We start from the raw sequence: 22900 nt of genomic DNA on the forward strand, positions 1-22900 counted from the left end.
CCAAGAGCTATGTCCCCATGAATAAGGAGCACAAAAGTGTCAAAGAAATATGCCGCCATTGCCGCCTGTACTGTAGCCCTGTTTGCTTTGGCTGGTTGTTCAGGCGCAGCGGATGGGACGCCGGGCCAGCCTGAGCCTAGCGCGCTGTCGTACACCGTGGCCACGTCAGTGACCCCGGAGGACAGCCCTACCCTCAAACGCGCTCAAAGTCGCGGCCAATTGATCATAGGTGTCAAAGAAGACCAACCCGGGTTCGGATACCTGGATGTTGTAACGGGGGCCCGTAGCGGCTTCGATGTAGAGATTGCACGCTGGACAGCCGCAACGCTGGGCTTCGGAGAAGACAAGATTGCCTATAAGGCCGTCCCGTCGGTGGCACGCGAACAGGCTCTGGCAAACGGAGATGTGGATGTCTATGTGGGGTCGTATTCGATCACGGACAAGCGCAAGCTTGCGGTCGATTTCGCTGGCCCCTACTTCAAGACGGGTCAGGGAATTCTCGTGCAGAAGGAGAATGAAAAGATCAAGGGCGAAGAAGACCTGAAGCAAGGCGTAACCGTTTGTTCCATCACCGGAGGAACACCCATCCAGAACATCCGGGCCAACTACCCGGGGGTAAAGACCACCGAGTTCGACACGTATTCACAGTGCGTGGAATCCCTCAAGGCTGGCCAAGTGGATGCGGTCTCCTCGGATCAAGCACAGTTGCTCGGCTTCGCCTCGCAGGATCCGGACAAGCTCAAGGTAGTTGGGGAAACCTTCACTACGGAGCTCTACGGGATCGGCCTGCCGAAGGACGACACGAGCCTCCGCAAGGCGATCAATACAATGCTCACCGCCGGTACCAGCACCTGGGCGCAGATCTACGACAGCACGCTCGGCAGTACTGGCAAAGCTGGGGAACAACCCCCGGTAAACAACTACTGAGGCTTGAGAGCCCGAGCCATGAACATCATTTTTGACAATCTTGACCTTTGGGGCCTCGCACTCTGGAACACCTTGGTCCTCTTCATTGGAGGAGCCGTAATAGCGGTTTTCCTGGGCACGGTGCTGGGCGTGATGCGTGTGTCTTCAGTACCAGCCGCCCGCGCCATCGGGACCGCGTACGTGAATCTTGTCCGAAACACGCCGTTGACCTTGGTCTTCTTCATCTTCGTCTTCGGCTACCCCTCGCTGGGGCTCCCCCGGCTCGACTACACAGCCCTTGCCATCACGGCAATCGGGCTATACGCGGCCACCTACGTTACTGAAGTGCTCCGGTCCGGATTCAACACGATTCCTGTCGGCCAGGCTGAAGCAGCCCGCGCCCTCGGGATGACGTTCGGCCAGGTCATGGGAAATGTTGTGCTGCCCCAGGCCTTTCGATCAGTTGTCCCACCTCTCATCAGCGCCCTTATTGCGATCCTGAAAATGACAACCATTGCCGCAGGATTCTCCGTACTGGAGCTGGGTGCCGTGCGAGCGAACCTCAGCGAACGCGGAGAAAACGCGCTGGGAGTTCTCTTATGGGTAGCACTGGTCTTCGTCCTTCTGGTCGCGATCATGTCCCTTGCCCAGCGATCCCTTGAAAAGAAATGGAAGATCATTCGATGAGCAATGTCTTTTCTGACCTCCCGGGACCCAAAGCTGTGGCGCGCAACCGATTTCTCGCAATCGTAGCGGTAGTGGTTGTCCTCGGAGTCCTTGGATTCATCGCCTATAGATTGGCCGTCACCGGACAGTTCAGCGAACAGAAGTGGCGGGTGTTTTCCTATCCACAAGTCTGGGAGCAGATCGGGGCAGCAACTCTTCGCACATTGTCCGCGTTTGGTTTGGGCGCAGTGTTCAGTCTGGGGATTGGTTTCGGACTTGCTCTGGGCCGTATGTCTGACAATCCATGGATCAGCAGGTGCTTCGCCTTCATCACAGAAGTCCTTCGGGCCATTCCGGTTTTGGTATTGATGATGATCATGTACTACGGGCTCCCAGTGGTTGGGCAAACGTGGGTAACTCCGTTTACGGCGGTGGTCACGGCCGTCTCTGTTTACAGCGGGGCGGTCCTAGCTGAAGTATTCCGAACCGGCGTCGATGCTGTCCCCCGCGGCCAGTCGGAGGCGGCGTACGCCATTGGATTCCGGAAAACTGCCGTCATGAGGCTTGTCTTGTTGCCCCAAGCGATTCGGGCAATGCTCCCGGTGATCGTTGCCCAAATGGTGGTGGTGTTGAAGGATACAGCGCTCGGCTTCGTCATCACGTATCAAGAGCTGCTCTACCTGGGCAAGCTTGTGGGTAGTTCGGCGAGCTATTCCTCACCCATCATTCCTGCAGCGTTGGTGGTTGGCAGTATCTACATCTGCCTTTGCCTGCTGTTGGCCGGCGTTGCGAAATACTTGGAGGTACGGCTGAAGTCCAACCCCAAATCGAAAGACGTCAAGCCTTCAGCGGACCTTGCCAGCGGCCTTCCGGCCCTGGCCATCAAATAGACCAACTCCGTTCGCTCCCCACCCGCCAACCAAGGATCAGCCGCCCGGTGCAACGCCCGGGCGGCTGATCCTTGTACTCAAGTTCTCTCTAGGCCATGCCGAGTTCGGCGCGAACCTTGGCGGTGTGCTCGCCGAGAGCCGGCACGGCGGCCATGCGGTAATCAACCTCGCGTGACGTTACGGGCGGAATCAAGCTGCGGAGGGGCCCCACAGGCGACTCCACATCCCGCCACCGGTTTCTCGCCGATAATTGCGGGTGTTGCGACAAACCGTGCAAGTCCCGCAACTCCGCATTGGCTATCCCGGCGGCATCCAGCGCCGCAGTTACGGACTCGGTGCTCATGCTCCCCAGGACAGCGTTGATGGCCTCATGCAGTTCAGAGCGGTTTGCCACCCGCTGGCTGTTGCTGGCGAAGCGGGAATCCGTAGAGAGTCCGGAACTACCCAGCACCTTCTGACAGAAAACTGCCCACTCCCGCTCGTTTTGGATCCCCAGAAACACGGTGCCGTCCTGAACATGGAACGGACCGTAGGGCGCGATGCTGGCGTGCTGCGCACCGGCGCGGGCTGGCGGCGCACCTCCGTATTCGGCGAAGAAGTACGGTTGGCTCAACCATTCGGCGAGGGCTTCCAGCATGGAAACCTCCACAACATCCCCTCGGCCGGTGGTGGCGCGGCTCAACAATGACGTGAGGATGCCCGAGTAGGCGTACATACCAGCGCAGATGTCCGCAATGGAGACACCCACCTTTGCTGGACTGTCAGGAGATCCAGTGACGCTTAGCAGGCCCGACTCACATTGGATCAGGAGGTCGTAGGCTTTCTTTTGCTCGTGAGTACCGCCACGCCCATAGCCGGAAATGGAGACGTGGATCAGCTTTGGATTCAGCGCCAAGGCGTCATCGGGTCCGAAACCAAGCCGTTCCACTGCACCTGGAGCGAGATTTTGAACCAACACGTCAGCGCTGGACACCAGCTCTTTGAGCACAGCAAGCCCGTCCTCGGACTTCAGGTCCAAAACCACGCTTTCCTTGCCTCGGTTGAGCCAGACAAAGTAACTGGACATGCCGTCAACTTTGGTGTCATACCCGCGGGCGAAATCACCAGCGTCGCGCTCAATCTTGATGACCCGCGCCCCCAAGTCAGCCAGCTGACGGGTGGCGAAGGGAGCGGCAACCGCCTGCTCCAGAGAAATGACTGTCATGCCTGCCAACGGAAGCCGGGACACTAGAACTCCTTTCCGGCCTTGGCCAGAATTCGCTTGGCCCGGTCGGTAACCGGACGGTCAATCATCTTGCCGTCCACTTGGACAGCGGCACCTTCAGCGCCGATCACCGAGCGCGCCCATGCTACTTCGGCTTCCGAGGGAACGAAAGCAACGGTAACGGCGGCGACCTGGCGAGGGTGGATGCACAGTTTTCCCCCGAAGCCGAACTTCCGGGCCAGGAGCGCCGACTCTTCAATCTCGCCCTCGTCCTGAATGTCGACGCACGGCGAATCCAACGGTGCGGCAATTCCCGCGGCACGGGACGCCACCACCAACTGTGAGCGGGCGTGGTCCAGGAATCGATCTTCCCCGGATGCGTCAATATCGAGAGCGAAATCGATCGCCCCAAAAGCCAGGCGGGTGACTCCCGGAACTCGCGCCAAGTCAAGAGAATGGACGAGGCCAGCGGCTGATTCGATCAACGGCACAAGAGCAAGGTCCGGTGGAAAAAGCCCACGGATTTCGGCTACAAGCCCGGGATCGTCCGCCTTTGGCAACACCAAACCCAGCAAACCGTGCCCCTCGCGCGCGGTGACGTCGAGCAGCGCCAAGATTTCGGCGTCGTGCGTTTCTGAGTCCTTGGCATTAACGCGTACCAAAGCGCGGATCTCGCCGGCAGTCAGCGCCTCGACGACGGCGGCCAGCGCCGCGTCCTTGCTCGCCGGCGCTACAGCGTCCTCAAGGTCAATGATGACGACGCCGGCGCCGGCACTCGCAGCCTTGACGAACCGTTCGGGACGGTCCCCCGGGACAAACAGCGCGGAAACGGCAGCAGTGGCGATGTCCACGCCGGTGACGTTTGAGGTCAAGGTGCCGGAGCCCATCACTGGAAATCCCCGTGGTCCGGCAGTGAGGATTCATCCGGTCGAGCTGATTCAACGCTGGGGAGGTGGCCCTGACGGTACACCATGAATGTCCTGCGGTAGCTGATCACGATCTTGCCGTCCTGGTTGTAGCCCTCAGTTGCGACGGTGACCAAGCCGAGATTGGGCCGTGACTTGGATTCGCGCACGGCCAAAACCTTTGAACGCGAGTAAATGGTGTCGCCTTCAAATACGGGGTTGGGCATCCGCACTTCGTCCCAGCCCATGTTCGCGAAGACGTTCATGGACAGGTCGATGGTGGACTGCCCCGTCACCAGAGCCAGAGTGAACGTCGAGTTGACCAGCGGCAGGCCGAATTCGGTGGCCGCGGCAAAGTTCCTATCGATATGGGTCTTGGCAACATTCTGGGTGACCAGGGTGAATGTCTGGTTGTCGGCCTCGGTGACTGTCTTGCCAAACGGGTGATAGTAGATGTCACCGACGGCAAAGTCCTCAAACAGCCGTCCGGTCCAGCCCGGCACTACCCGGGTCTGGTCAGATGTGTTTCGCGATGTTGTTTGGGTCATCGTTCGTCTCCTTCGACGGTGGAAATTCACGCTTGTTGGCAGTAAATATATTTTGTACTGATCTAAGCAAACCCGCCATATCACTGAGTTGTCAAGATCTTTGATTGCTCCTCGGCTTAAATTTGCCTCTCCGAAACCTCTTGTCACGGACTGAATATATTCTGTATTCTCGAAGTCAGGCTACCGAAGACGCACTAGCCAAACCCACGAAGGAGCATCCGATGAGCACACCCACCACCGTCGAAGAACTGCGAGCAAAGACTCGAAGCCTCTGCGCCCTCTTCCCGGATGAATACTGGCGAGAGACGGATCGGAACCGGCGTTACCCACAGGAATTCGTTGACCGGCTGACCAAGGAAGGCCTCTTGGCTGCGCTGATCCCCGCTGAGTATGGCGGCCTTGGCGTCGGTCTCACCGAGGCCAGCGTGATCATGGAAGAAATCAACAAGTCCGGCGGCCACTCAGCAGCATGCCATGCGCAGATGTACACCATGGGTGCACTCCTCCGCCATGGCAACGAAGCCCAGAAAAACGCCTACCTGCCGGCAATCGCCTCCGGCGACCTCCGCCTTCAGGCATTCTCCATCACCGAGGACGCTGCCGGCTCGGACACCACCAGCATAGAGACCGCAGCCGTCAAGGACGGAGACCACTACGTCATCACCGGCCACAAGAGCTGGACCAGCCGCATCGATGAATCCGATCTCGCGTTCGTCCTCGCCCGGACATCTGCCAAACCCGAAGAAAAGGGCGGCGACCGGACCCACGGACTCACGCTGTTCCTTGTGGACCTCCGCCAGGTGCGTGCCGAGCAACCTGAGACCCTGGAAGTAGTAAAGGTACGGACGATGTTTAACTACGCCACCAACCAAATCTTCTACAAAGGCATGCGCGTGCCGCAGTCAGCAGTGATCGGGGAGGTCGGCAAGGGCTTCCGCTACGTCATCGACGGATGGAACGCAGAACGAATCCTGCTTGCTTCCGAGGCCATCGGTGACGGCTACTGGTTCACCACCCGTGCAGTGGAATACGCCAACAAGCGTTCCGTTTTTGGCCGGACCATTGGTACCAACCAGGGCGTACAGTTCCCCATTACCGATGCCTACATGAAGGTCCGGGCGGCGGACATGATGCGCTACGAAGCAGCCCGGCTCTTCGATGCCGGCGAGCCCTGCGGCGCGGAAGCCAATATGGCCAAGCATCTTGCCTCCGAGGCCAGTTGGGCCGCCGCCAACGCCTGCCTGGACACGCATGGCGGTTACGGCTTCGTGGATGAGTACGACGTCGAACGCAAATTCCGCGAAACGCGCATGTTCCAGGTGGCACCCGTCAACAACAACATGATCAAGTCATTCGTGGCCACGAAAGTGCTGGGGCTCCCCCGCTCTTACTGAGCGCGGGAGGGACACCACTGTGGATACAACTGCGAGTTGGAGTCGACTGGTTGGCGCCGTGGTGGAAATCAGACAGGGGCACCGGGTTATCCGCTGCGGAACTGTGGAAAGCGCCATGCCGGACTCTTCAGCGCTGTGGTTGGCCGCGGATACAACCCATCAGCGGATGATGTACACGGCAGCGGAAAACTACGAAGTATGGATTCGTCCCCGACAACTGAACGCTCCGATCAAGTTCGGTTAGGAGCATGGGCGTGCCGGACGTCAAACGACGAGGCGCGCGGACGGCCACTTTCCACTGGCAATCCGAGTAAGCACCACATCCTCCAAGAGATCCGCAACCATGCGTCCGGCACCTGGCGCCCGGGTGCCGGACGGCCGGACGAGAACGATTTTCCGTGGTATTTCGGGATTAACGATGGGGGACGAATTGAGGACGCCGCCCGCCGCTTCGTCGGCCACCATAATGCCGGGCAAGACTGTCCATCCCAGGCCGCTCTGCACCAGTTGCTTCTGCACACCGGCGTCGTTGGTTTCCACAGCAATGTCCAGCGGAACATTAAGTCGCGCCGCGGCACTTTCCACAAGGGATCGGATGGCATGCGGGGCACTGGGCATCACCAGCGACTGGAGCAGCAGCTCTGAAAGATCCACTCCTTCTGGCCTCACTGTTGCGGCCGCCGGGGGGGCCACAGCCCAGAGAGCCTCCTCCAAGAGCGGCTTGACGTCAAGGCCGGTGGCGGGTGGCTGGTTGTACGTCAGGGCGACATCCACATCCCCTGCTTCCAACCAGCGGCTCAGATGCCCGCCGTATCCGGTCACTACACGCAGCCGGACGCCGGGGTGCCGTTCAGTCACTGCTGACACCAGTGGGACGGCGAGGAGTGACGCAGTGCTGGCCAGGAGCCCCACCGTGACGATGCCGTGAAGGCCAGCACCGGAAGTTCTCGCTTCCTCCCGCGCACGGTCAAGCTCATTCAATGCCCGTCTTGCCCGTTCAACCACCTGCGCGCCGATCTCCGTCAGCCGCATGCCACTGCGGCTCCTATCGAAGAGGGAGGTCCCGAGTTCGGCCTCAAGGTTGTGGATTTGCCGGGTGACGGCTGGCTGCACGATGTGCAAAAGCTCTGCTGCTTTAGTCACGCTTCCGGTGTCAGCCACCGCTAACAGTGCCTGAAGTTGCCGCATCTCCACGGTATGGTCCCCTCGTCGTCGCCGCCAATTAAATGCAATCACACCATGACATACAGCCATCACCAAAAGGTATTGGTGCCATCTATCCATAACGAGGACGATGGAATGCAATCCCTCGGGTTACCAGTTCTCTTCACCCATGGCACCCGACACCTCTGCTGAAAGACAATCACATGCTTCAGAACCTGACCCCCGAATCCAGCCCGACTGACCCGGACTCAACACCCGCGGCAGATTCCCGTAAAGTCCTCCGTGGCCGGGGCGCGGCCATGGCCCGGAATATGGAGGCCAGCCTCAGCGTGCCTACGGCATCCACCATGAGGACCTTTGAGGTCTCTGCACTCATGGCATGGCGTGAACGCCTCCGCGGCCAGGGCTTCAACGTCCCGATCGCCGCCGTGCTGGCGACGGCCATGGCCCGTGCCGCCCAGCACGAAGTTCCGGCAGTGCGTCAACGGATCGAATCCGACGGCGCGGACCTTGTCCTCGTTCAAGAAGGGGCGGTCAACCTTGGAGTGGCGGTAGACGTCGAGACGTCCGCGGGCCACTCCATCATGGTCCCCGTGATCCACAACGCGGCCAGCCTCACATTCCCTGCGTTGGTAGACCGGCTCGGCCAGCTGTCCCAGGAATGCCGGGCGGGAACCATCGCTGTGACCAAGCTTCGCGGCGCCACGCTCATCCTCACCAGCACCGGCCGTTTTGGTTCGACGACCGGCGTACCGCTGCTTCCTGCCGGACCTGGCATCATCGTCGCAGCCGGTGCCATTGGCATCCCCGCGGGACTGGAAACTCTCGCTGCCACGCAACCTGTGGACCCTGTCCTCACCTTGTCCTCCACCTATGACCACCGAGCCATCCAGGGCGCCGACTCGGGGAGCTTCCTGGGAGCGGTGGAAAAGCTGCTGCGGTCACAGGACTTCCTGGCTGAACTCGAGCAGGAAATTCTGCGCAACGAGCCTGACCCGCTGCTCGGACTACAGGAGGCGGACTCCGCCGCGGACGGCGACGTGCGGCTTGCCGAGTTCAACAGCGCAGGAAGCGCTACCGTCGCCCGGCTGGAACCCGTGCGAGCACGCGATGAGGGATCTTGGCTGCCGAACGGCGTCGAGATCGAATTTGGACACCTTTCCGACCCCGAAACCCGAAGCTGGCTGGCTGACCTGATCCGCCACGGCACTCCCCAGCCAACCGCTGAGCGACGCCTCCAGGCGCTCAAGCTCTCAACCGACATCGACGTCTTCGAAAGCTACCTCCAAACACAATTCCTGGGGCAAAAAACACTCTCAGTGCAGGGTCTCGAATCAACCGTTGTTGCCTTGGCGGAGATGGCGGGACAGGCCGCAGGAAAGGGCTACACAGACACTGTCCTGGGCATGGCCCACCGGGGCCGGCTCAGCATCATGGCTCACATCCTTAACTGGCCTATGGAGCGCATCCTTGCCGAATTTCTCCCGTCAGCCCGGTCCACCGAACTGGCCCGTTCCGGCGATGTCCGCCAGCACCTGGGCGGTAGCGGCACTTTCACCGACACGGATGGCTCCTCGATCAGCGTCATGCTGGAACAGAATCCAAGTCACCTCGAATTCGTATCACCTGTGGCCCTTGGCGCGGCCAAAGCCAAGCAGGACCAGTTGATCGCTGACGGTATTGCACCCGAAGTGGCGCGTCGCAGGGTTCTTCCCGTGTTGTTGCACGGTGACGCCGCTTTCACCGGACAGGGCGTCGTCTACGAGACCTTTAACCTGCAGCGGCTTGAGCCCTACAACGTAGGCGGCACCATCCACGTCGTCCAGGACAACAGGCTCGGATTCACGGCCACCCCGTTCCAGCTGCGTTCCACGACATACCCTTCGGACGTCATCCGCGGCTTCGACGTCCCGGTCATCCACACAGACGCAGACGACGTCGACGCAAACCTGGTTGCAGCCAGGATTGCCTTCGAATACCGCGAGCGCTTTGGCACGGACATCGTCATCCATGTCCAGGGTTACCGCCGGCATGGACACAATGAGACTGACGAGCCCCGCTACACGCAGCCCGTATATTACGACGACATCGACCAGCACCCTCCGGTTCACGAAATCTACGCCGGCACTCTGGAAACGGCCGGCATTGTGACCAACACCTACGTCGCTGAAACCCGGGCTGCGGCCAAGGAGCACCTCGTCGGAGCCTTGGAGAAGGCGCGGGTCTTCGATTTGAACACCGTCGTGACGCAGGAGTTCGCACCCCGCCCCGGCGTCGTGGATAAACTGCGGGACATTACGGCCACGTGGCTCGCCGACGTGCTCGACGCGGCAGAACAATCGCGTGACGACGTCGCAATCCATCCGAAGCTGATGCGTCAATTCGATAAGAAGCGCGCCTTGCGTGACAAGGAGTTCCTGGTGGACTGGGGACAGGCGGAACTCCTGGCTTTGAAGCACATCAATGAGGCCGGCGTGCCCGTACGGCTTACGGGTGAGGACGTGGAGCGCGGCACCTTCAGCCACCGGCACATCGTGGTGCACGATGCCCAGACCGGCGACAAGGCGGAGCGTCTCACGTTCGAGGACGCACCCTTCCTTGTGGCTAATACTCCGTTGACCGAGGTTGCCACGGTGGGGTTTGAGTATGGCTACGGCCGGACGAACACGGACTCACTCCAGTTGTGGGAGGCCCAGTTCGGTGACTTCGTGAACGTTGCACAAGTTATTTTCGATCAGTTCATCATGGCCGGGCGCGACAAGTGGGGCCGCGAAAGCCGCTTTGTTGCGCTCCTCCCCCACGGCTGGGAAGGTGCAGGTCCGGAACACTCCTCGGCACGCCTTGAGCGGTTCCTCCAGCTCGCAGCGCGCGACAATGCCCGTATCCTCATCCCGACCACGGCGGCGCAGTACTTCAACGCCCTGGTGAATGCAGCAGCCATGGAGGAGCCCCGGCCGCACATCATTTTCACGCCAAAGTCACTGCTGCGGGCTGAATCCGCGAAATCTGCTGTGGAAGATTTCACCGCAGGCACCTTCCACAACGTCTTGGCATCCGGTGCTCCCAGCCACGAGGCAACACGCCTTCTCCTCTGCACCGGGAAGGTGGGAGTCGAGGCCAAGGAACGCCTGGGCGACGGCGTGCGCCTGCTTCGCCTCGAACAGCTGTACCCCTTCCCCCATGAAGAGATCATGCGCGAAGTGGCGGCGGCCGGTGGGCTGGAGGAAGTCGTCTGGGTCCAGGAAGAACCCGAGAACATGGGTGCATGGACATATGTGCTGCCCAAGCTGCTCAAAATGGGTCTGAGCCGTTTCCGTCTCGGTTATGTCGGCCGGCCGGAGGCAGCTTCGCCTGCGGAGGGCTATTCGGCAGAGCACAAAGCAGCCCAGGACCGTCTGCTGACGGCGGCGGCCCAGTCCGGCGTCGTCGATTTCCGGATCGGCTAGCGATCCTGCCTCGTTCTGACGGATCGAGGAGCTTAGAGTAACCAAAGAGACGAAGGTCGGGCGGTGCGGGATTTCCCGTACCGCCTGAACCAGTGAAAGGAACCTGATACATGCGGATAGGTGTTGTCGAAGACGACGACGGCGTTGCCAGCGCACTCGTGGACGCGTTGGAAGCAAACCGGATCACGGCGCACCGCATGGCCCGTGGAACTGAGCTCTTGACCCGGCACCCGGACTTCGACCTGGTCCTGCTCGACTTGGGACTTCCCGACATGGACGGAATCGAAGTCCTCAGGCGCCTCCGACAGGTTTCAGCGGTGCCCGTCATCGTGTTGACCGCTCGGGACGACGAGCGCTCGGTGGTTCGTGGTTTGCGGAACGGGGCCGATGACTATCTGGTTAAGCCGGCCCGCATCACTGAGTTGTTGGCCCGGATTGAGTCCATCCGACGGCGGGCGCAGCGTGCCTCTGCCTCATCAACGGATCTTCGGGAGTTTGGCGACGTCCTCGTCGACCTTTCGGGGAGAACTTTGGAAGTGGGCGGAGAGCAGATCCAGTTGACCACCAAGGAGTTCCAGTTGCTGGCGATGCTGGTTGACAGCCCTGGGACAGCTGTCAGCCGCCAGCACATGATGGACCATATTTGGGGCGACGCCTTCGTCACGGTGTCGCGGTCACTTGATGTCCATATGACCGCTCTCCGGTCCAAGATCGGACGCCCAGGGTTGATTGAGACCATTCGCGGTTTTGGGTATCGCTGGACCGGCGAGCAGTGAGAACCAGGCTGCTGTTGGTCCTTGCCATCCTCGGGGCCATCGTCGTGGCAGGATTCGCGGTCCCCCTGGCGTTGTCGTCCGCTGACCTTCGCACCCGCCAGTTCGTCCTCAGCAGGGACGGGGACCTTCAACGGTTCGCCGACCTGGCCGACAGCTACGTGCGAAACGCAGGTTCCGGCCTGCTCATGGAGGAAATTGCTGCCTACAACGGCCTCTATGGTGATGCCGTCGCTGTAGTGTCCACCAGGGGCGCTTCCGCCCATGCGGTTGGAACCACCTTGGACGACCCGGATGTCTCTGCCGCCGTCGGCCGGGCGCTGCGCAACGAACGCTCATCCGGCCTTGAACTCCTCACGCCGTGGAGTCCCCAGACGGCAGTCTTCGCCAAGCCAATTGGTTCCGGCGCGCAAGTCAACGGCGCTGTGGTCATCGTTGCGTCCACGGACGGACCGAGGGGCGACATCCTGCGGATATGGCTGCTCATCGGCGCAGGGTCCATCACGGCGGTGGCCGTGTTCGGTCTCTTGGCTTTGGCTGTCAGCCGGTGGATCCTTCGGCCCTTGGACAAAGTCAGCCAGAGCATGCAGGAGCTGACAGAAAGCCTGCCCGTCGCTAAAGCTGCCGGCAGTGACGTCGCACCGTTGCCTCAGCACACCACCGGGGGGCCTCCGGAGTTCCGATTACTCTCCAAAGCTTTTGAAAAAATGGCGACAACTGTTCACGCCTCGGCGGACGCCCAAAGCCGACTGGTGGCCGATACAGCCCACCAATTGCGAAACCCCCTGACGGCTCTCCAATTGCGTCTGGACCTCTTGGAACCTCAGGTCCATAGCGACGGCACAAAGAGCTACCAGCGAGCTCTCGGCGAGACTCTTCGCCTGGAGGAAATCCTTGACGATCTGTTGGCCTTATCCGTGGCAGAAACGCCGCGTGCCCCGCAACCGGGTCACGAGTACTGCCGGCCATTGTCCGTCGCTCAAGAGCGGTCGGATTTTTGGGCGGAAATTGCTGCTGACGCCGGGGTTGCCCTTGAAGTTCGAGACTCCGCTGCCGGTCCCGCCGCCTCCGTCAGCACCGGCGACCTTGAACAGTCTCTCGACGTCCTCCTGGATAATGCCTGCAAGTACGCTGGCCAAGGCGCCACTGTCAGGATTTCAGTCGATGCCGACGATGACGCCTGGGTCATGGTCACCGTGGCAGATAACGGCGCAGGCGTAGAGCCAAGCGAACTGACGTTGATCACCAGGCGGTTCTACCGCGGAACAGCCCAGCAGCCGGAAAAGCCCGGGGGAACCGGATTGGGACTGTCCATTGTGGAGGCACTCATAGAACGAAATGGTGGCCGCATAAGCACCAGGGAAACCCCTGGCGGCGGTCTCACCGTCGTATTGACACTTCCTGCAGCTCACGAGGAGGCTGCGCCATGACAGACCCGATCATCTCCCGCCGGCAGCTATCACGACGGCGGCTACTCACCGCAGTTTCCGCAGCTACAGCAGGTGGCCTGTTGGGAAGTTGCAGCGCACCAGTGCAACAGTTCACCTTGGGCACCGCTGAAAACCGAGGGTTCTTCTACGATTTCGGCCAATCACTGACTGCCGCCGTATCCGGCACCGACGTTGGCTTCACCTTGGATCCCAGGATCACCGATGGTTCAGTGGAAAACCTGGACAGTATCCTGGCAGGCAAACTCGACTTCGCTTTGGTTTTGGCCGACGTAGCACTGCCCCAACGCGAGAAGCTGCAAGCCGTGGGTCGCCTCTACTTGAACTACCTGCAGTTCGCCGTCGCCGGAAATTCGTCCTTACGGACCGTGTCCCAGCTCAGAGGAAAGGTCATCAGCCTGGGCGCCAGCTCCGCCACTATCCGGGCAGGCCGACTACTTCTCGAGGCCGGAGGGCTCAATGAATCCGAGGTGACTATCCGCCAAATACCCATCACTGAGGTGCTTGAGGCGCTGGCCGCTGGTGACGTTGAGGCCGCGCTCTTTGCCGGCGGAGTGCCACATCCCCAGATGGACACCAGTACCGGCCGAGGTCCTGCATCCGGGATCCGCCTGCTGGACCTCGCTGCCGAACAGCGGACGCTGCAGGAGCAGTACGGGCCCGTGTACCAGCCGGTGACTCTACCGAAAAGCCTCTATGCCTCGGCAACAGAAATCGCGTCGGTGGGAATTTCAACCATCCTCCTGGCCAGGCCCGGCCTTCCCAACGACGTGGTCAGCAGGGTTGTTGACGTCTTAGTCACCAGATCCGCGGAACTCGTACCTCCGGGAGCCGTGGGCATTCAGTTCCTGGACGCCCGGTCACTGATCTACACCTCCGGGATTCCGCTGCATCCGGGTGCTGCCGAGGCATACAAGCGCAACCATGCCTAGGGTTCGACGCGCCATAACCGCTATGAAAGCTGCGACAATTCTTCCCGGGCAATGCCGTAGTTTTGGATGTAGTAAGCAGAAAGTGACATGACCATGAATGAGCGCAAACGTGTTCGTCCGCAACTGAGCGACGAGGCTTCCTCCTACGTCCGCGCCCTCATCATGTCCGGCAGCCTCCGGCCAGGAACACAGGTTCGGCCAGAGGTCTTGGCCGAGGCCCTCCAAATCTCCACCACACCGGTCCGGGAAGCTCTTCAGTCCCTGCGGGTGGAGGGCTTCCTGGAACTGGTACCCCGGAAGGGCTTCCAAGTTGCGCCGCTGACTGGGAAGGACATCCGGGACATCTTCAAGGTTCAGGCTCTCATTGGTGGCGAGCTGGCGGCGCGGGCCACGCACAATGCCACCGACAAGGACTTGGCTGAGCTCGAAGCACTGCACCACGAACTCATTGCAGCTGCAGCCCGCCACGACGATGCCTTGCTGGAAGAAAAAAACCATGCCTTCCACCGCGAGATCAATCTCCTGGCTGATTCGCGGAAGATTATCTGGGCCATGGGCCTCGTCTCGCGCTATGTCCCACGAAGGTTCTACTCCAGCATTGAAGGCTGGCCCAGAGCTACTGTCGACGACCATTCAAAGCTCTTGGAAGCCATCCGATCCAAGGACGCCGCCACGGCCCGGGCGGAGATGGAGGAGCACCTGATGCACTCAGGAGAGCTTCTGGCCGCCCATTTTGATGAGCGCGTAGCCGCCGAAGGGACCAGCGACGAATCTCCGGGCCTCGCCCGCGTCTAGTTCCCTGTAAGACCGGTCGTGCCGGGTCCGCAGTTGCTGCGGGCCCGGCTTTTTCGTGCCTGCCAAACGCTCACAGAAGAACCGTCTTAAGGGACGGCTAAGAAATCGCCAATTCGCTATTCAGGCCCGGTGACCTGAGACACATTGGAGGTAGTTCCACGGCGAAAGCCCCGAACCGGCGGCGACGGCAGCAGAAGCCCAACGCCACCGACAAGAACAAAGGAGTTCAAGTGAACACTCAAAGCACGCAAGCTGCACCGGTCAAGTCCCGTGTGGTGAGCAACGTCGTCAAAGGGTGCCTCGGTAACCTGATCGAGTGGTACGACTGGTTCGTCTACGCTTCATTCAGCATCTACTTCGCTGCCGAGTTCTTCCCCAGCGGCAACCCCACCGCCCAGCTGCTGTCAACCGCAGCCGTTTTCGCCGTCGGCTTCCTCATGCGCCCCCTAGGCGGCTGGTTGCTGGGCATGTACGCGGACCGCCACGGACGCCGAAACGCCCTCGCCGCTTCCGTCCTTCTCATGAGCGCCGGCTCGCTGACGATCGGCCTCACCCCATCCTTCGACACGATCGGGATTTGGGCACCTATCCTCTTGGTCTTCGCACGGCTCATTCAGGGCCTGAGCGTCGGCGGGGAATTCGGCTCCAGCGCCACGTATCTTTCAGAGGTCGCAACGCCTGGCCGCCGCGGCTTCTTCTCCAGCTTCCAGTACGTCTCCATCATCATCGGCCAACTCTCCGCTCTGCTGGTGATGATCCTGCTGCAACGCATCCTGACACCCGAACAGATGGGCGAATGGGGTTGGCGCATCCCGTTCATCATCGGCGCCGTAGCCGGACTCCTGGTCATGGTCCTCCGCCGCTCCATGGACGAATCCGAGCACTACAAACTGGAGAAGGCGCGCAGCGAAGCAGAGACCGCATCCACCGGTAAGAAGCCTGTAGGATCCTTGCGCGCTCTCCTGCAGTACCCCAAGCAGCTCATCGCCGTCTTCTGCCTGGCCATCGGTGGCACAGTCAGCTTCTACGTCTACACCACCTACATGCAGAAATACATGGTCAACACCTCCGGCATCGCCAAGGAAGACGCCAGCGTCATCAGCTTTGTGGCACTGTTCCTCTTCATGTTCCTGCAGCCGATCGCCGGCGGCCTCTCGGACCGCTACGGACGCCGCAAGGTCATGCTTTTCTTCTCTATCGGCGGCACCATCGTTACCGTGCCGGTACTGACCATCCTCGCCGACACCACCAACGTCTTCGCCGCCTTCGGCCTGATGATGCTCTGCTTGATCTTCGTCTCCGGCTACACAGCCTGCGCTTCGATCGTCAAAGCTGAAATGTTCCCCACCCGGGTCCGTGCACTCGGCGTCGGACTGCCGCACGCACTCGTTGCAGCATCCTTCGGCGGAACCGTTGAACCCATCGGTTTGGCGCTCAAGCAGGCGGGCATGGAATCCACGTTCTTCTGGTACGTCACCGGCTGCATCGCATTGACTCTGGTTGCCTCGTTCATGGTCAAGGAACCGTCGAAGAACTCCAGCCTCGAGGCCGACCTTGTCCAGACAACTCCTCACACTGAAGGCGCCCCATCACGCAGCGGTGCTCACAGCCCCGAAGCTCCCGAGCTTAGCCCCGCCGGCTCCGGGTCAGCGCGAAACTAACTCACCACCACAGCAGTGGCCGGTCTCCAACGGAGACCGGCCACTTTTCTTGTCCTTTTCCGCGAGGCCGCCAAAGCCAACAACGGCGTCCTGATACTGGTGCCCCCATTACGTCATCTCGGGATTGGCGCAGCGCATCATGGCCCACCTGGCGCAGGATATGCGAGCCCTTCAGGCGCTCCAGTTAGCAGTGGATGTTGGCCGTGTCAGGTCTCAGTGTGGGCCGCAAACTCGCAAAATAATGCACTCTTGATCGCCTGTAGTATCTCGACATAGCAGCAAGGAGTGGGCTCCCATCAGCGTGGAGGTCACGGCCAAAGACAGCGCCCTAATGGCATACACAGTGGATGCCCGGCTTCCAACGCCGATCAACGACAACGCTTGCAGAAGTGTCGGCAAGCGAATCCATTGCAATCGATGCCTTGGGCACCGACGGCGCCAAACCTTGGCCAACTCTGGCAAGTCAACTAGTGGACACACAATCAAATGCCAGGGCAGCCTGACTGCCCTTGGCAGTCCATCGGTAGCTGCTAGTCCTTGAAACGATGGTGGGGGCCAAGGGCTTCTCGCCCGCTCAGTTCACTACCCTTTCCGCTCTGCTCTATAGCTTGTGGGACTCATTCCATGAGTCCGGCTGAATTGGCGGGAGAAGTAGAACTGGTCCGTCATTCCTACTCGGCGGCCCACCTCGGCAATGGAAAGTTCCGTCGTGTCCAATAGATGCCTGGCGTGGGCCATCTTCAAGACGAGATGGTGGGCAACGACGCCGCCGCCTGTTGAGTCCCGAAAGAGCCTGCCCAATCGAGTCGTGGATACACCGAGCATGGCTGCCAGGTCCGGCACCCGAACGGTGCCCTCGATGCGTGATCGGAGGTAGGTCAGCGCACGCTCCATGGGCTCATCAGGGGCGGGTATCCGGCGGTCCGTTGCTAGCTGGGTTAGCAGCCGCCATGCGGCACCCGAAGATTCGATCAGCCCGGTTGGTCCTTGGTCATTTTCGAGGGTGGATACGATCTCATCCAAGCTTGCGGCAAGACGGTCAACGCTGGCCAGAGGCACCACACTCCCGGGAGCTTTGACACCGGCCACTTCGAGCAGTTCAGGAACGTCAGTGCCGCGGAGATGGCACCACCAAATAGTCCATGGATCTGCCTCCGATGCACCATAGGAATGCGGTACGCCGGTCCCGCCCGGCAACACCACCACATGGGCTGGGCCTACCTCCGTCCGCATCCCTCCTGTCTCAATCCATCCACTGCCGGCGACGCACACTATGACGACGGTTCCCCCGGCGCCGCGCCGGCGATTCCGTCCATGGCCGGCAGCGCGGGGAAAGTAGCCGGCATCCGTGACCACCATCCTTCGGGTCAGCGGTCGGTCGAGCGCCTCAACGATCACCGGACGTGGCACCACCACAAGTCGCTGATCAGCGAAACCGGCCGGAGATCCGATGAAATCTTTGGGGTTGACCGAATCATCCATATAGATCATCTTATCTGCCATGTCTGAGGTTCTCCTTGGTGCCTAGAATCTTCATCTGTGAACAACCTTTCCGAGGCCACGAGCCGAATTTCCCTGCCTGATGCCCCGCCCGCCCAGGAGAGCATCCTGGCCGCCGGAGGTGTGGCCTGCTGGAGCGAGCCGGTTTGGATAGATACTTACGCAACCGGTGAGCCGGATCGTTATCCGATGTTTTTGGACCGTCGCGTCTACCAAGGCTCCAGCGGCAAGGTCTATCCCCTGCCCTTCATCGACAGTGTGGCCGTAGCCAAAGAACCTCGGCTGTGGCGTGCGATTCACCTGGAGAACGAATTTGTGCGGCTTATGCTGCTCCCTGAGATCGGGGGCCGCATCCATGTCGGCTACGACAAGACAGCCGACTACGATTTCTTCTATCGCAACAATGTCATCAAGCCTGCATTGGTGGGCCTTGCCGGTCCGTGGATCTCAGGCGGCGTTGAATTCAATTGGCCGCAGCACCACAGGCCGGCAACTTACCTTCCGGTCGAAACGTCCATAAGTCGCGATCCTGATGGTTCCGTCACGGTGTGGCACAGCGATCTGGATCCCTTGCAACGAATGCAAGGGAACCACGGGGTCACGCTTCGCCCCGGACAGTCGCTCCTTGAGGTCCAAGGGCGCCTGCACAACAGGACGGACGAGCCTCAGACTTTCCTGTGGTGGGCAAATGTCGCGGCCCGGGTCCACGAGCACTATCAGTCCTTCTTCCCGACGGACGTCAGGTACGTGGCCGACCACGCCCGACGTGCCATCACAGCTTTCCCCCATGCCGACCGGCCCTACTACGGTGTTGACTACCCGGCCCTGGCCGCGGTTCAGCCTGGCTCGGACCGTGTTGATTTCTACTCCAACGTTCCTGTCCCTACCTCTTACATGATCACCGATACCCAGGACAGCTTCTTCGGAGGCTATGACCACCTGAAGAAGGCTGGTTTTGTCCATTGGGCGGACCGTGCCATTTCCCCGGGAAAAAAGCAGTGGACTTGGGGCGACGGGCCCGTAGGCCATGCCTGGGATGGACAATTAACCGACGACGACGGCCCTTACGTTGAGTTGATGGCTGGTGTCTTTACGGACAACCAACCGGACTTCAGCTATCTTGCCCCCGGGGAAACCCGCAGGTTCAGCCAATACTGGTATCCCATCCGGGAGATGGGCCCGGCGCAGCAGGCAAACCTGGATGCCGCGGTCAGCCTGCGGCTGGTGAAGGAAGGGACCGAAGTCCATCTTGGCGCTTCCGCCACCCGGAACCTGAACAACGCTTCGGTAGTGCTCTCACGGGCCGGTCGGACGGTGCTTACTCAACCCGTCCGGCTGTCCCCTACCCACCCGTTTACCGGCGTTGTCATCCTTCCCACCGCTGCGCGGGCGGCCGAACTGACGGTCGACATCCTAGAGGATGGCAAGAAGCTCATCTCCTGGACACCCAGGGAGATCACAACCAACGCTGAGGAGCCGTGGATCGCCACGGAACCACCCCACCCTGAAAAGATCAGCAGTACCGACGAGCTTTACGTCACGGGACTGCACCTCACCCAAAACCGGCATGCCACAAGGTCACCGCTGCCCTACTTTGAAGAGATCCTCAGACGCGATCCCCACGACTCGCGCGCCGCCGTGTCACTCGGAACCGCCATGTACCGGCAGGGCCGTTACATCGAAGCCCGGGAGCTGTTCCAGGCTGCACTCTCTCGTCTCACCCGAAGGAACCTGAACCCGGCAACGGGCGAGGCCGGCTATTGGCTGGGACTGGTGGAAGAAAGGTTGGGTCATTTCGACGAGGCCAGGAAACACCAGGGCAAGGCGGCGTGGGATGCAGCCTGGGCGCACCCCGCGCAGCTGGCGCTGGCCAGGATGTCGCTCAGGACCTCCGACTACGAGCAAGCGTTGCTCCATGCCGAAGAAGCCATCCGAAGAGATGCCCTCAGTCCTGCGGGACATGCTTTGCAGGTCATGACATTGCGCAGGCTCGGCAGGGCTGCCGAGGCCGAGAGCGTCCTACGGGAGCTGCTCCTCAACAATCCCCTCGATCCCCTGGCTCTGGCACTGGACGGACGACTCACGCCCGCAGATCCGAAAACGGCACTGACCATAGCCTCCGATTTTGCCCGCGCTGGTCAATGGCGGGACGCCTTGGACCTCACTGCCGAGCCATCCCCCGCCGGTACCGTCCGGGCGTTCGGCGCTACGGAACCACTGCGCCGCTACTTGCGCGCAGCGTGGCTGGAGCACCTCCAACGTTTCGAGGCCGCCGCCGCCGAAAGGACCGCTGCCCGCGGGTCAGACACCACGCTCGCTTTTCCTTACGGCCTCGATGACTACGATGCGCTGAAGCTGGCCATCGTTGCCGACCCGCACGATGAGGTGGCCCACTCCTTGATGGGATGTTGGCTGCTGGATGCCCGCAGGACCGGCGACGCTTACCATCATTTGCACACGTCCACCACGTTGGGTTCGGCGGATCCTTCAACGTGGCGCAACACGGCCATTGCTGCGGTCAACCTGGGAAGGAACCCGAATGAGGCTGACACTTTCCTGGATCGCGCCCTTCATCTCAGTCCCAATGACCCCCGGCTGGTCTTTGAACGGGCCGTCCTTGCGCAGCACCGCGGGGCCGGTGCTGCGCAGCAACTGGAGTCGCTGGAACGCCATGGCGATGTCCTCTTGGAACGGCACGATCTCGCTTTGCTCTACGCAAACCTGCTCGTGGACGTCGGACGCGTCCACGAAGCCCTCGGCATCATGACCACGCGCATATTCCAACCATTCGAAGGAGGAGAAGGGCTCGCCATCGCTGCCTACGACCGTGCATCCCTTCAGGTGGCAAGGGACCTGCTCACTTCGGATCCGACGGAGGCCGTCGCCTTGCTTCGTCAAGGAATGGCAGCCCCTCCGAACCTAGGCGAAGGGCGGCATCCAGCCAACAGTATGGCCGAACGCCTGGTACTGCTGGGAGACGCCCTGTCCCTCGCCGAGGACCACCAGGGGGCCGCCGCGGCCTGGCACTTAGCCTGCCGCGGCGATAACTCCGCCGCCCCGGAGGAGGCCCGGGCCACTCCGGCGGACTTCTGGCGCGGGATAGCCTTCGCGCGACTCGGCCTGCCTTCCGAAGCCAATCGGGTCTGGGACTTTTTGAGCGCAGGTGCCGATGACCTGGAGACCGAACCATCCGGTGTCGAATACTTCGCAACCTCGGTCCCTGAGCTTCTCCTGTTTGACACCGATACCACGGCAAGCCGGGCCCGCACAGCGGACAGGCTCCGTGAGCTTGCAGCGAAGGGCCGGGCCGGGCTCCATCAAGGGACACGACCATGAGCGGACAATCCCGGTACCTGGGGTCAGGAACCATCAAAAGGGACACTGCGGAGCTGACTGGAGTTGTCCCAGCGCATCTGCCGCAGAGGCTTACCATCACGCTCTGGGATTTCTCCTGGTACACGCGTGCCGAGAGCGGCGGACCCTACGCCGATCTGGATGCCGCATGTTCTCAGGCCGCAGAGCTGGGCTACAACACCATCAGAATTTGCGCAGCGCCCCTACTTCTTTTCGGTGACCTCGGACTTGAAGATCTGGCCATTGATGTAGAGATCGAAGGGATGGGAAAAGCTCCGGACGGGGGCATCTATGGACGGGGCACCCGCTGGTATGACGCCCCCGGCGGCTATCGTTTGAACCTTCAGCGCCGGCTGTTTGAGCTCTTCGAAGCTGCCGAGCGGCACGGCCTGGTGGTGATTCTGGCGAGCTGGGAGTTTCAGCAATCCCCGGCTTTTGCTGCCACGTCCCAGTGGTTCAACGCCATCGATGCCGTCCCCCTCACCAAGCGGTACGCCGCGCTGGCCACTGCGTGGGATCGGATGATCACGGCTTTGACAGCCGCTGGACATCGGGAACGCATCGCACTGGTGGAACTGCACAACGAAGTGGACTTTTCCATCCTGCCGGCCCTGGCCGACGGCGGCACACAGGAGCTCTCACGCCTGCAGTCTCTCCACCCGGACCTCTTGTTCACAGCGAGCTATGGAAAACCACCCCACCTCGCCATGCACACAGTGCCTGGCCATCACAGCGCTGCACAGTTCCATGTATATAGCTATGGCGTCCTGGACGCTCTCCAGCGACGCATCGACATCCGTTCCGAAGGAACAGCGTCCTTTCCCAACGAGGAATTAAGGTCCCTGCTGCACGCAACAGCTCCCAGCGTTGAAGACTATGGCCGGTTGGCTGGGTGGAAATATGAGGCCACCGTTGTCACGGACCAGATGTTCTACGGCTACGACTGGATCGACGAAATCGCGTGGGACAACTGGCTCAACAGCCACTACGGAAAGTATCGGGAAGTCATGCTCCGCGAGATCGAATCCCGGGTGATCGCCATCTCTGAATGGGCCAGGTGGAAGAAGATCCCGGCACTTGTAGGGGAAGGCTGGATAGGTTACACACCGCTCCTGGGTACTTTTGAAGAAGGTCCCATCGGCAGGGAGCTGGCGGAAAAAGGTATCCGGACCGCCCTGGCGCACGGAGTTTGGGGCATGGTTCTTTGCTCCAACGCAGCGCCGCACCACCCCATGTGGGGCAACCAGGACTGGCAACGCCACATGAACAACATCATCCTCGCTACGCCAACCACAACGGAGAACTAGATTGGCC

At 60.9% G+C, this 22900-nt stretch carries 17 protein-coding genes; 12 read left to right on the forward strand and 5 right to left on the reverse strand.

What is annotated here, in order from left to right; genetic code table 11:
* The first annotated feature begins 36 nt into the window (after positions 1-36).
* Genes ACIQH5_RS03170 through ACIQH5_RS03180 form a run of 3 tightly spaced genes read left to right on the forward strand, consistent with a single transcriptional unit; the run spans position 37 to position 2462 of the window.
* Positions 37-927, forward strand: coding sequence for a glutamate ABC transporter substrate-binding protein (locus ACIQH5_RS03170; protein ID WP_400400186.1), 891 nt, complete (start codon positions 37-39; stop codon positions 925-927).
* Positions 928-945: 18 nt separating this feature from the next.
* Positions 946-1593, forward strand: a complete 648-nt coding sequence (locus ACIQH5_RS03175) for an amino acid ABC transporter permease (protein ID WP_400400188.1) — start codon at positions 946-948, stop codon at positions 1591-1593.
* A complete protein-coding gene (locus ACIQH5_RS03180) occupies positions 1590-2462 on the forward strand; it encodes an amino acid ABC transporter permease (protein WP_091328178.1) in 873 nt (290 codons plus the stop codon). The genes ACIQH5_RS03175 and ACIQH5_RS03180 overlap by 4 nt, the downstream gene beginning before the upstream one ends.
* 88 nt (positions 2463-2550) lie before the next feature.
* Here the strand turns inward: ACIQH5_RS03180 and ACIQH5_RS03185 are convergent, their stop codons facing one another.
* From ACIQH5_RS03185 to ACIQH5_RS03195, 3 genes are read right to left on the reverse strand one after another with little or no spacing between them, the layout of a single operon-like run.
* A complete protein-coding gene (locus ACIQH5_RS03185; protein ID WP_217639266.1) occupies positions 2551-3690 on the reverse strand; it encodes a CaiB/BaiF CoA-transferase family protein in 1140 nt (379 codons plus the stop codon).
* Positions 3690-4553 carry an HpcH/HpaI aldolase/citrate lyase family protein gene (locus ACIQH5_RS03190; protein ID WP_400400191.1) on the reverse strand — a complete coding sequence of 288 codons (864 nt, stop codon included), beginning with the start codon at positions 4551-4553 and terminating at the stop codon, positions 3690-3692. Before ACIQH5_RS03190 ends, ACIQH5_RS03185 begins: the two co-directional genes overlap by 1 nt.
* Positions 4553-5119, reverse strand: a complete 567-nt coding sequence (locus ACIQH5_RS03195; protein WP_091328184.1) for a MaoC family dehydratase — start codon at positions 5117-5119, stop codon at positions 4553-4555. The genes ACIQH5_RS03190 and ACIQH5_RS03195 overlap by 1 nt, the downstream gene beginning before the upstream one ends.
* Positions 5120-5340: 221 nt before the next feature.
* Here ACIQH5_RS03195 and ACIQH5_RS03200 point away from each other — a divergent pair, with 221 nt between their 5' ends.
* Positions 5341-6513, forward strand: coding sequence for an acyl-CoA dehydrogenase family protein (locus ACIQH5_RS03200; protein WP_400400193.1), 1173 nt, complete (start codon positions 5341-5343; stop codon positions 6511-6513).
* Between the two features lie 264 nt (positions 6514-6777).
* Here the strand turns inward: ACIQH5_RS03200 and ACIQH5_RS03205 are convergent, their stop codons facing one another.
* Positions 6778-7767 carry a LysR family transcriptional regulator gene (locus tag ACIQH5_RS03205; protein WP_400400195.1) on the reverse strand — a complete coding sequence of 330 codons (990 nt, stop codon included), beginning with the start codon at positions 7765-7767 and terminating at the stop codon, positions 6778-6780.
* A 113-nt stretch (positions 7768-7880) separates the two neighbouring features.
* On the opposite strand from ACIQH5_RS03205, the gene ACIQH5_RS03210 reads away from it, so the two are divergent.
* The 6 genes from ACIQH5_RS03210 (at position 7881) to ACIQH5_RS03235 (ending at position 16732) form a co-directional block, all read left to right on the forward strand.
* Positions 7881-11123: a 2-oxoglutarate dehydrogenase E1 component gene (locus ACIQH5_RS03210; RefSeq protein ID WP_400400197.1), complete on the forward strand. Its 3243-nt coding sequence runs from the start codon at positions 7881-7883 to the stop codon at positions 11121-11123.
* A 110-nt stretch (positions 11124-11233) separates the two neighbouring features.
* Positions 11234-11899 carry a response regulator transcription factor gene (locus ACIQH5_RS03215; RefSeq protein WP_400400199.1) on the forward strand — a complete coding sequence of 222 codons (666 nt, stop codon included), beginning with the start codon at positions 11234-11236 and terminating at the stop codon, positions 11897-11899.
* Positions 11896-13326, forward strand: coding sequence for a sensor histidine kinase (locus ACIQH5_RS03220; protein WP_400400201.1), 1431 nt, complete (start codon positions 11896-11898; stop codon positions 13324-13326). Before ACIQH5_RS03215 ends, ACIQH5_RS03220 begins: the two co-directional genes overlap by 4 nt.
* The gene (locus ACIQH5_RS03225; protein WP_400400202.1) at positions 13323-14276 is read left to right on the forward strand and encodes a TAXI family TRAP transporter solute-binding subunit; all 954 of its coding nucleotides are present in this window, start codon (positions 13323-13325) and stop codon (positions 14274-14276) included. Before ACIQH5_RS03220 ends, ACIQH5_RS03225 begins: the two co-directional genes overlap by 4 nt.
* Positions 14277-14363: 87 nt before the next feature.
* Complete coding sequence (locus ACIQH5_RS03230) at positions 14364-15071, forward strand: GntR family transcriptional regulator (RefSeq protein WP_400400204.1); 708 nt, start codon at positions 14364-14366, stop codon at positions 15069-15071.
* 230 nt (positions 15072-15301) lie between these two features.
* Complete coding sequence (locus ACIQH5_RS03235; RefSeq protein WP_400400206.1) at positions 15302-16732, forward strand: MFS transporter; 1431 nt, start codon at positions 15302-15304, stop codon at positions 16730-16732.
* A 582-nt stretch (positions 16733-17314) separates the two neighbouring features.
* On the opposite strand, the gene ACIQH5_RS03240 is transcribed toward ACIQH5_RS03235, so the two are convergent.
* The gene (locus ACIQH5_RS03240) at positions 17315-18235 is read right to left on the reverse strand and encodes an AraC family transcriptional regulator (RefSeq protein WP_254780015.1); all 921 of its coding nucleotides are present in this window, start codon (positions 18233-18235) and stop codon (positions 17315-17317) included.
* Between the two features lie 36 nt (positions 18236-18271).
* Between ACIQH5_RS03240 and ACIQH5_RS03245 the strand changes: the two genes are divergently transcribed.
* Together ACIQH5_RS03245 and ACIQH5_RS03250 are read left to right on the forward strand one after the other, a co-directional pair.
* The gene (locus tag ACIQH5_RS03245; protein ID WP_400400208.1) at positions 18272-21568 is read left to right on the forward strand and encodes a DUF5107 domain-containing protein; all 3297 of its coding nucleotides are present in this window, start codon (positions 18272-18274) and stop codon (positions 21566-21568) included.
* Positions 21565-22893, forward strand: a complete 1329-nt coding sequence (locus ACIQH5_RS03250) for a cellulase-like family protein (protein WP_400400210.1) — start codon at positions 21565-21567, stop codon at positions 22891-22893. Before ACIQH5_RS03245 ends, ACIQH5_RS03250 begins: the two co-directional genes overlap by 4 nt.
* Positions 22894-22900: the final 7 nt, after the last annotated feature.

Source organism: Paenarthrobacter sp. NPDC091711, assembly GCF_044756605.1.
Classification (GTDB): Bacteria; Actinomycetota; Actinomycetes; order Actinomycetales; family Micrococcaceae; genus Arthrobacter.

What these genes read in the sequence shown, in the direction of transcription:
- ACIQH5_RS03240 (WP_254780015.1), bottom strand. Translation starts at nt 18,235, where the DNA reads ATGGCAGATAAGATGATCTATATGGATGATTCGGTCAACCCCAAAGAT.
- ACIQH5_RS03210 (WP_400400197.1), top strand. Translation starts at nt 7,881, where the DNA reads ATGCTTCAGAACCTGACCCCCGAATCCAGCCCGACTGACCCGGACTCA.
- ACIQH5_RS03230 (WP_400400204.1), top strand. Translation starts at nt 14,364, where the DNA reads ATGACCATGAATGAGCGCAAACGTGTTCGTCCGCAACTGAGCGACGAG.
- ACIQH5_RS03250 (WP_400400210.1), top strand. Translation starts at nt 21,565, where the DNA reads ATGAGCGGACAATCCCGGTACCTGGGGTCAGGAACCATCAAAAGGGAC.
- ACIQH5_RS03205 (WP_400400195.1), bottom strand. Translation starts at nt 7,767, where the DNA reads ATGGCTGTATGTCATGGTGTGATTGCATTTAATTGGCGGCGACGACGA.
- ACIQH5_RS03175 (WP_400400188.1), top strand. Translation starts at nt 946, where the DNA reads ATGAACATCATTTTTGACAATCTTGACCTTTGGGGCCTCGCACTCTGG.
- ACIQH5_RS03180 (WP_091328178.1), top strand. Translation starts at nt 1,590, where the DNA reads ATGAGCAATGTCTTTTCTGACCTCCCGGGACCCAAAGCTGTGGCGCGC.
- ACIQH5_RS03215 (WP_400400199.1), top strand. Translation starts at nt 11,234, where the DNA reads ATGCGGATAGGTGTTGTCGAAGACGACGACGGCGTTGCCAGCGCACTC.
- ACIQH5_RS03190 (WP_400400191.1), bottom strand. Translation starts at nt 4,553, where the DNA reads ATGGGCTCCGGCACCTTGACCTCAAACGTCACCGGCGTGGACATCGCC.
- ACIQH5_RS03225 (WP_400400202.1), top strand. Translation starts at nt 13,323, where the DNA reads ATGACAGACCCGATCATCTCCCGCCGGCAGCTATCACGACGGCGGCTA.
- ACIQH5_RS03200 (WP_400400193.1), top strand. Translation starts at nt 5,341, where the DNA reads ATGAGCACACCCACCACCGTCGAAGAACTGCGAGCAAAGACTCGAAGC.
- ACIQH5_RS03195 (WP_091328184.1), bottom strand. Translation starts at nt 5,119, where the DNA reads ATGACCCAAACAACATCGCGAAACACATCTGACCAGACCCGGGTAGTG.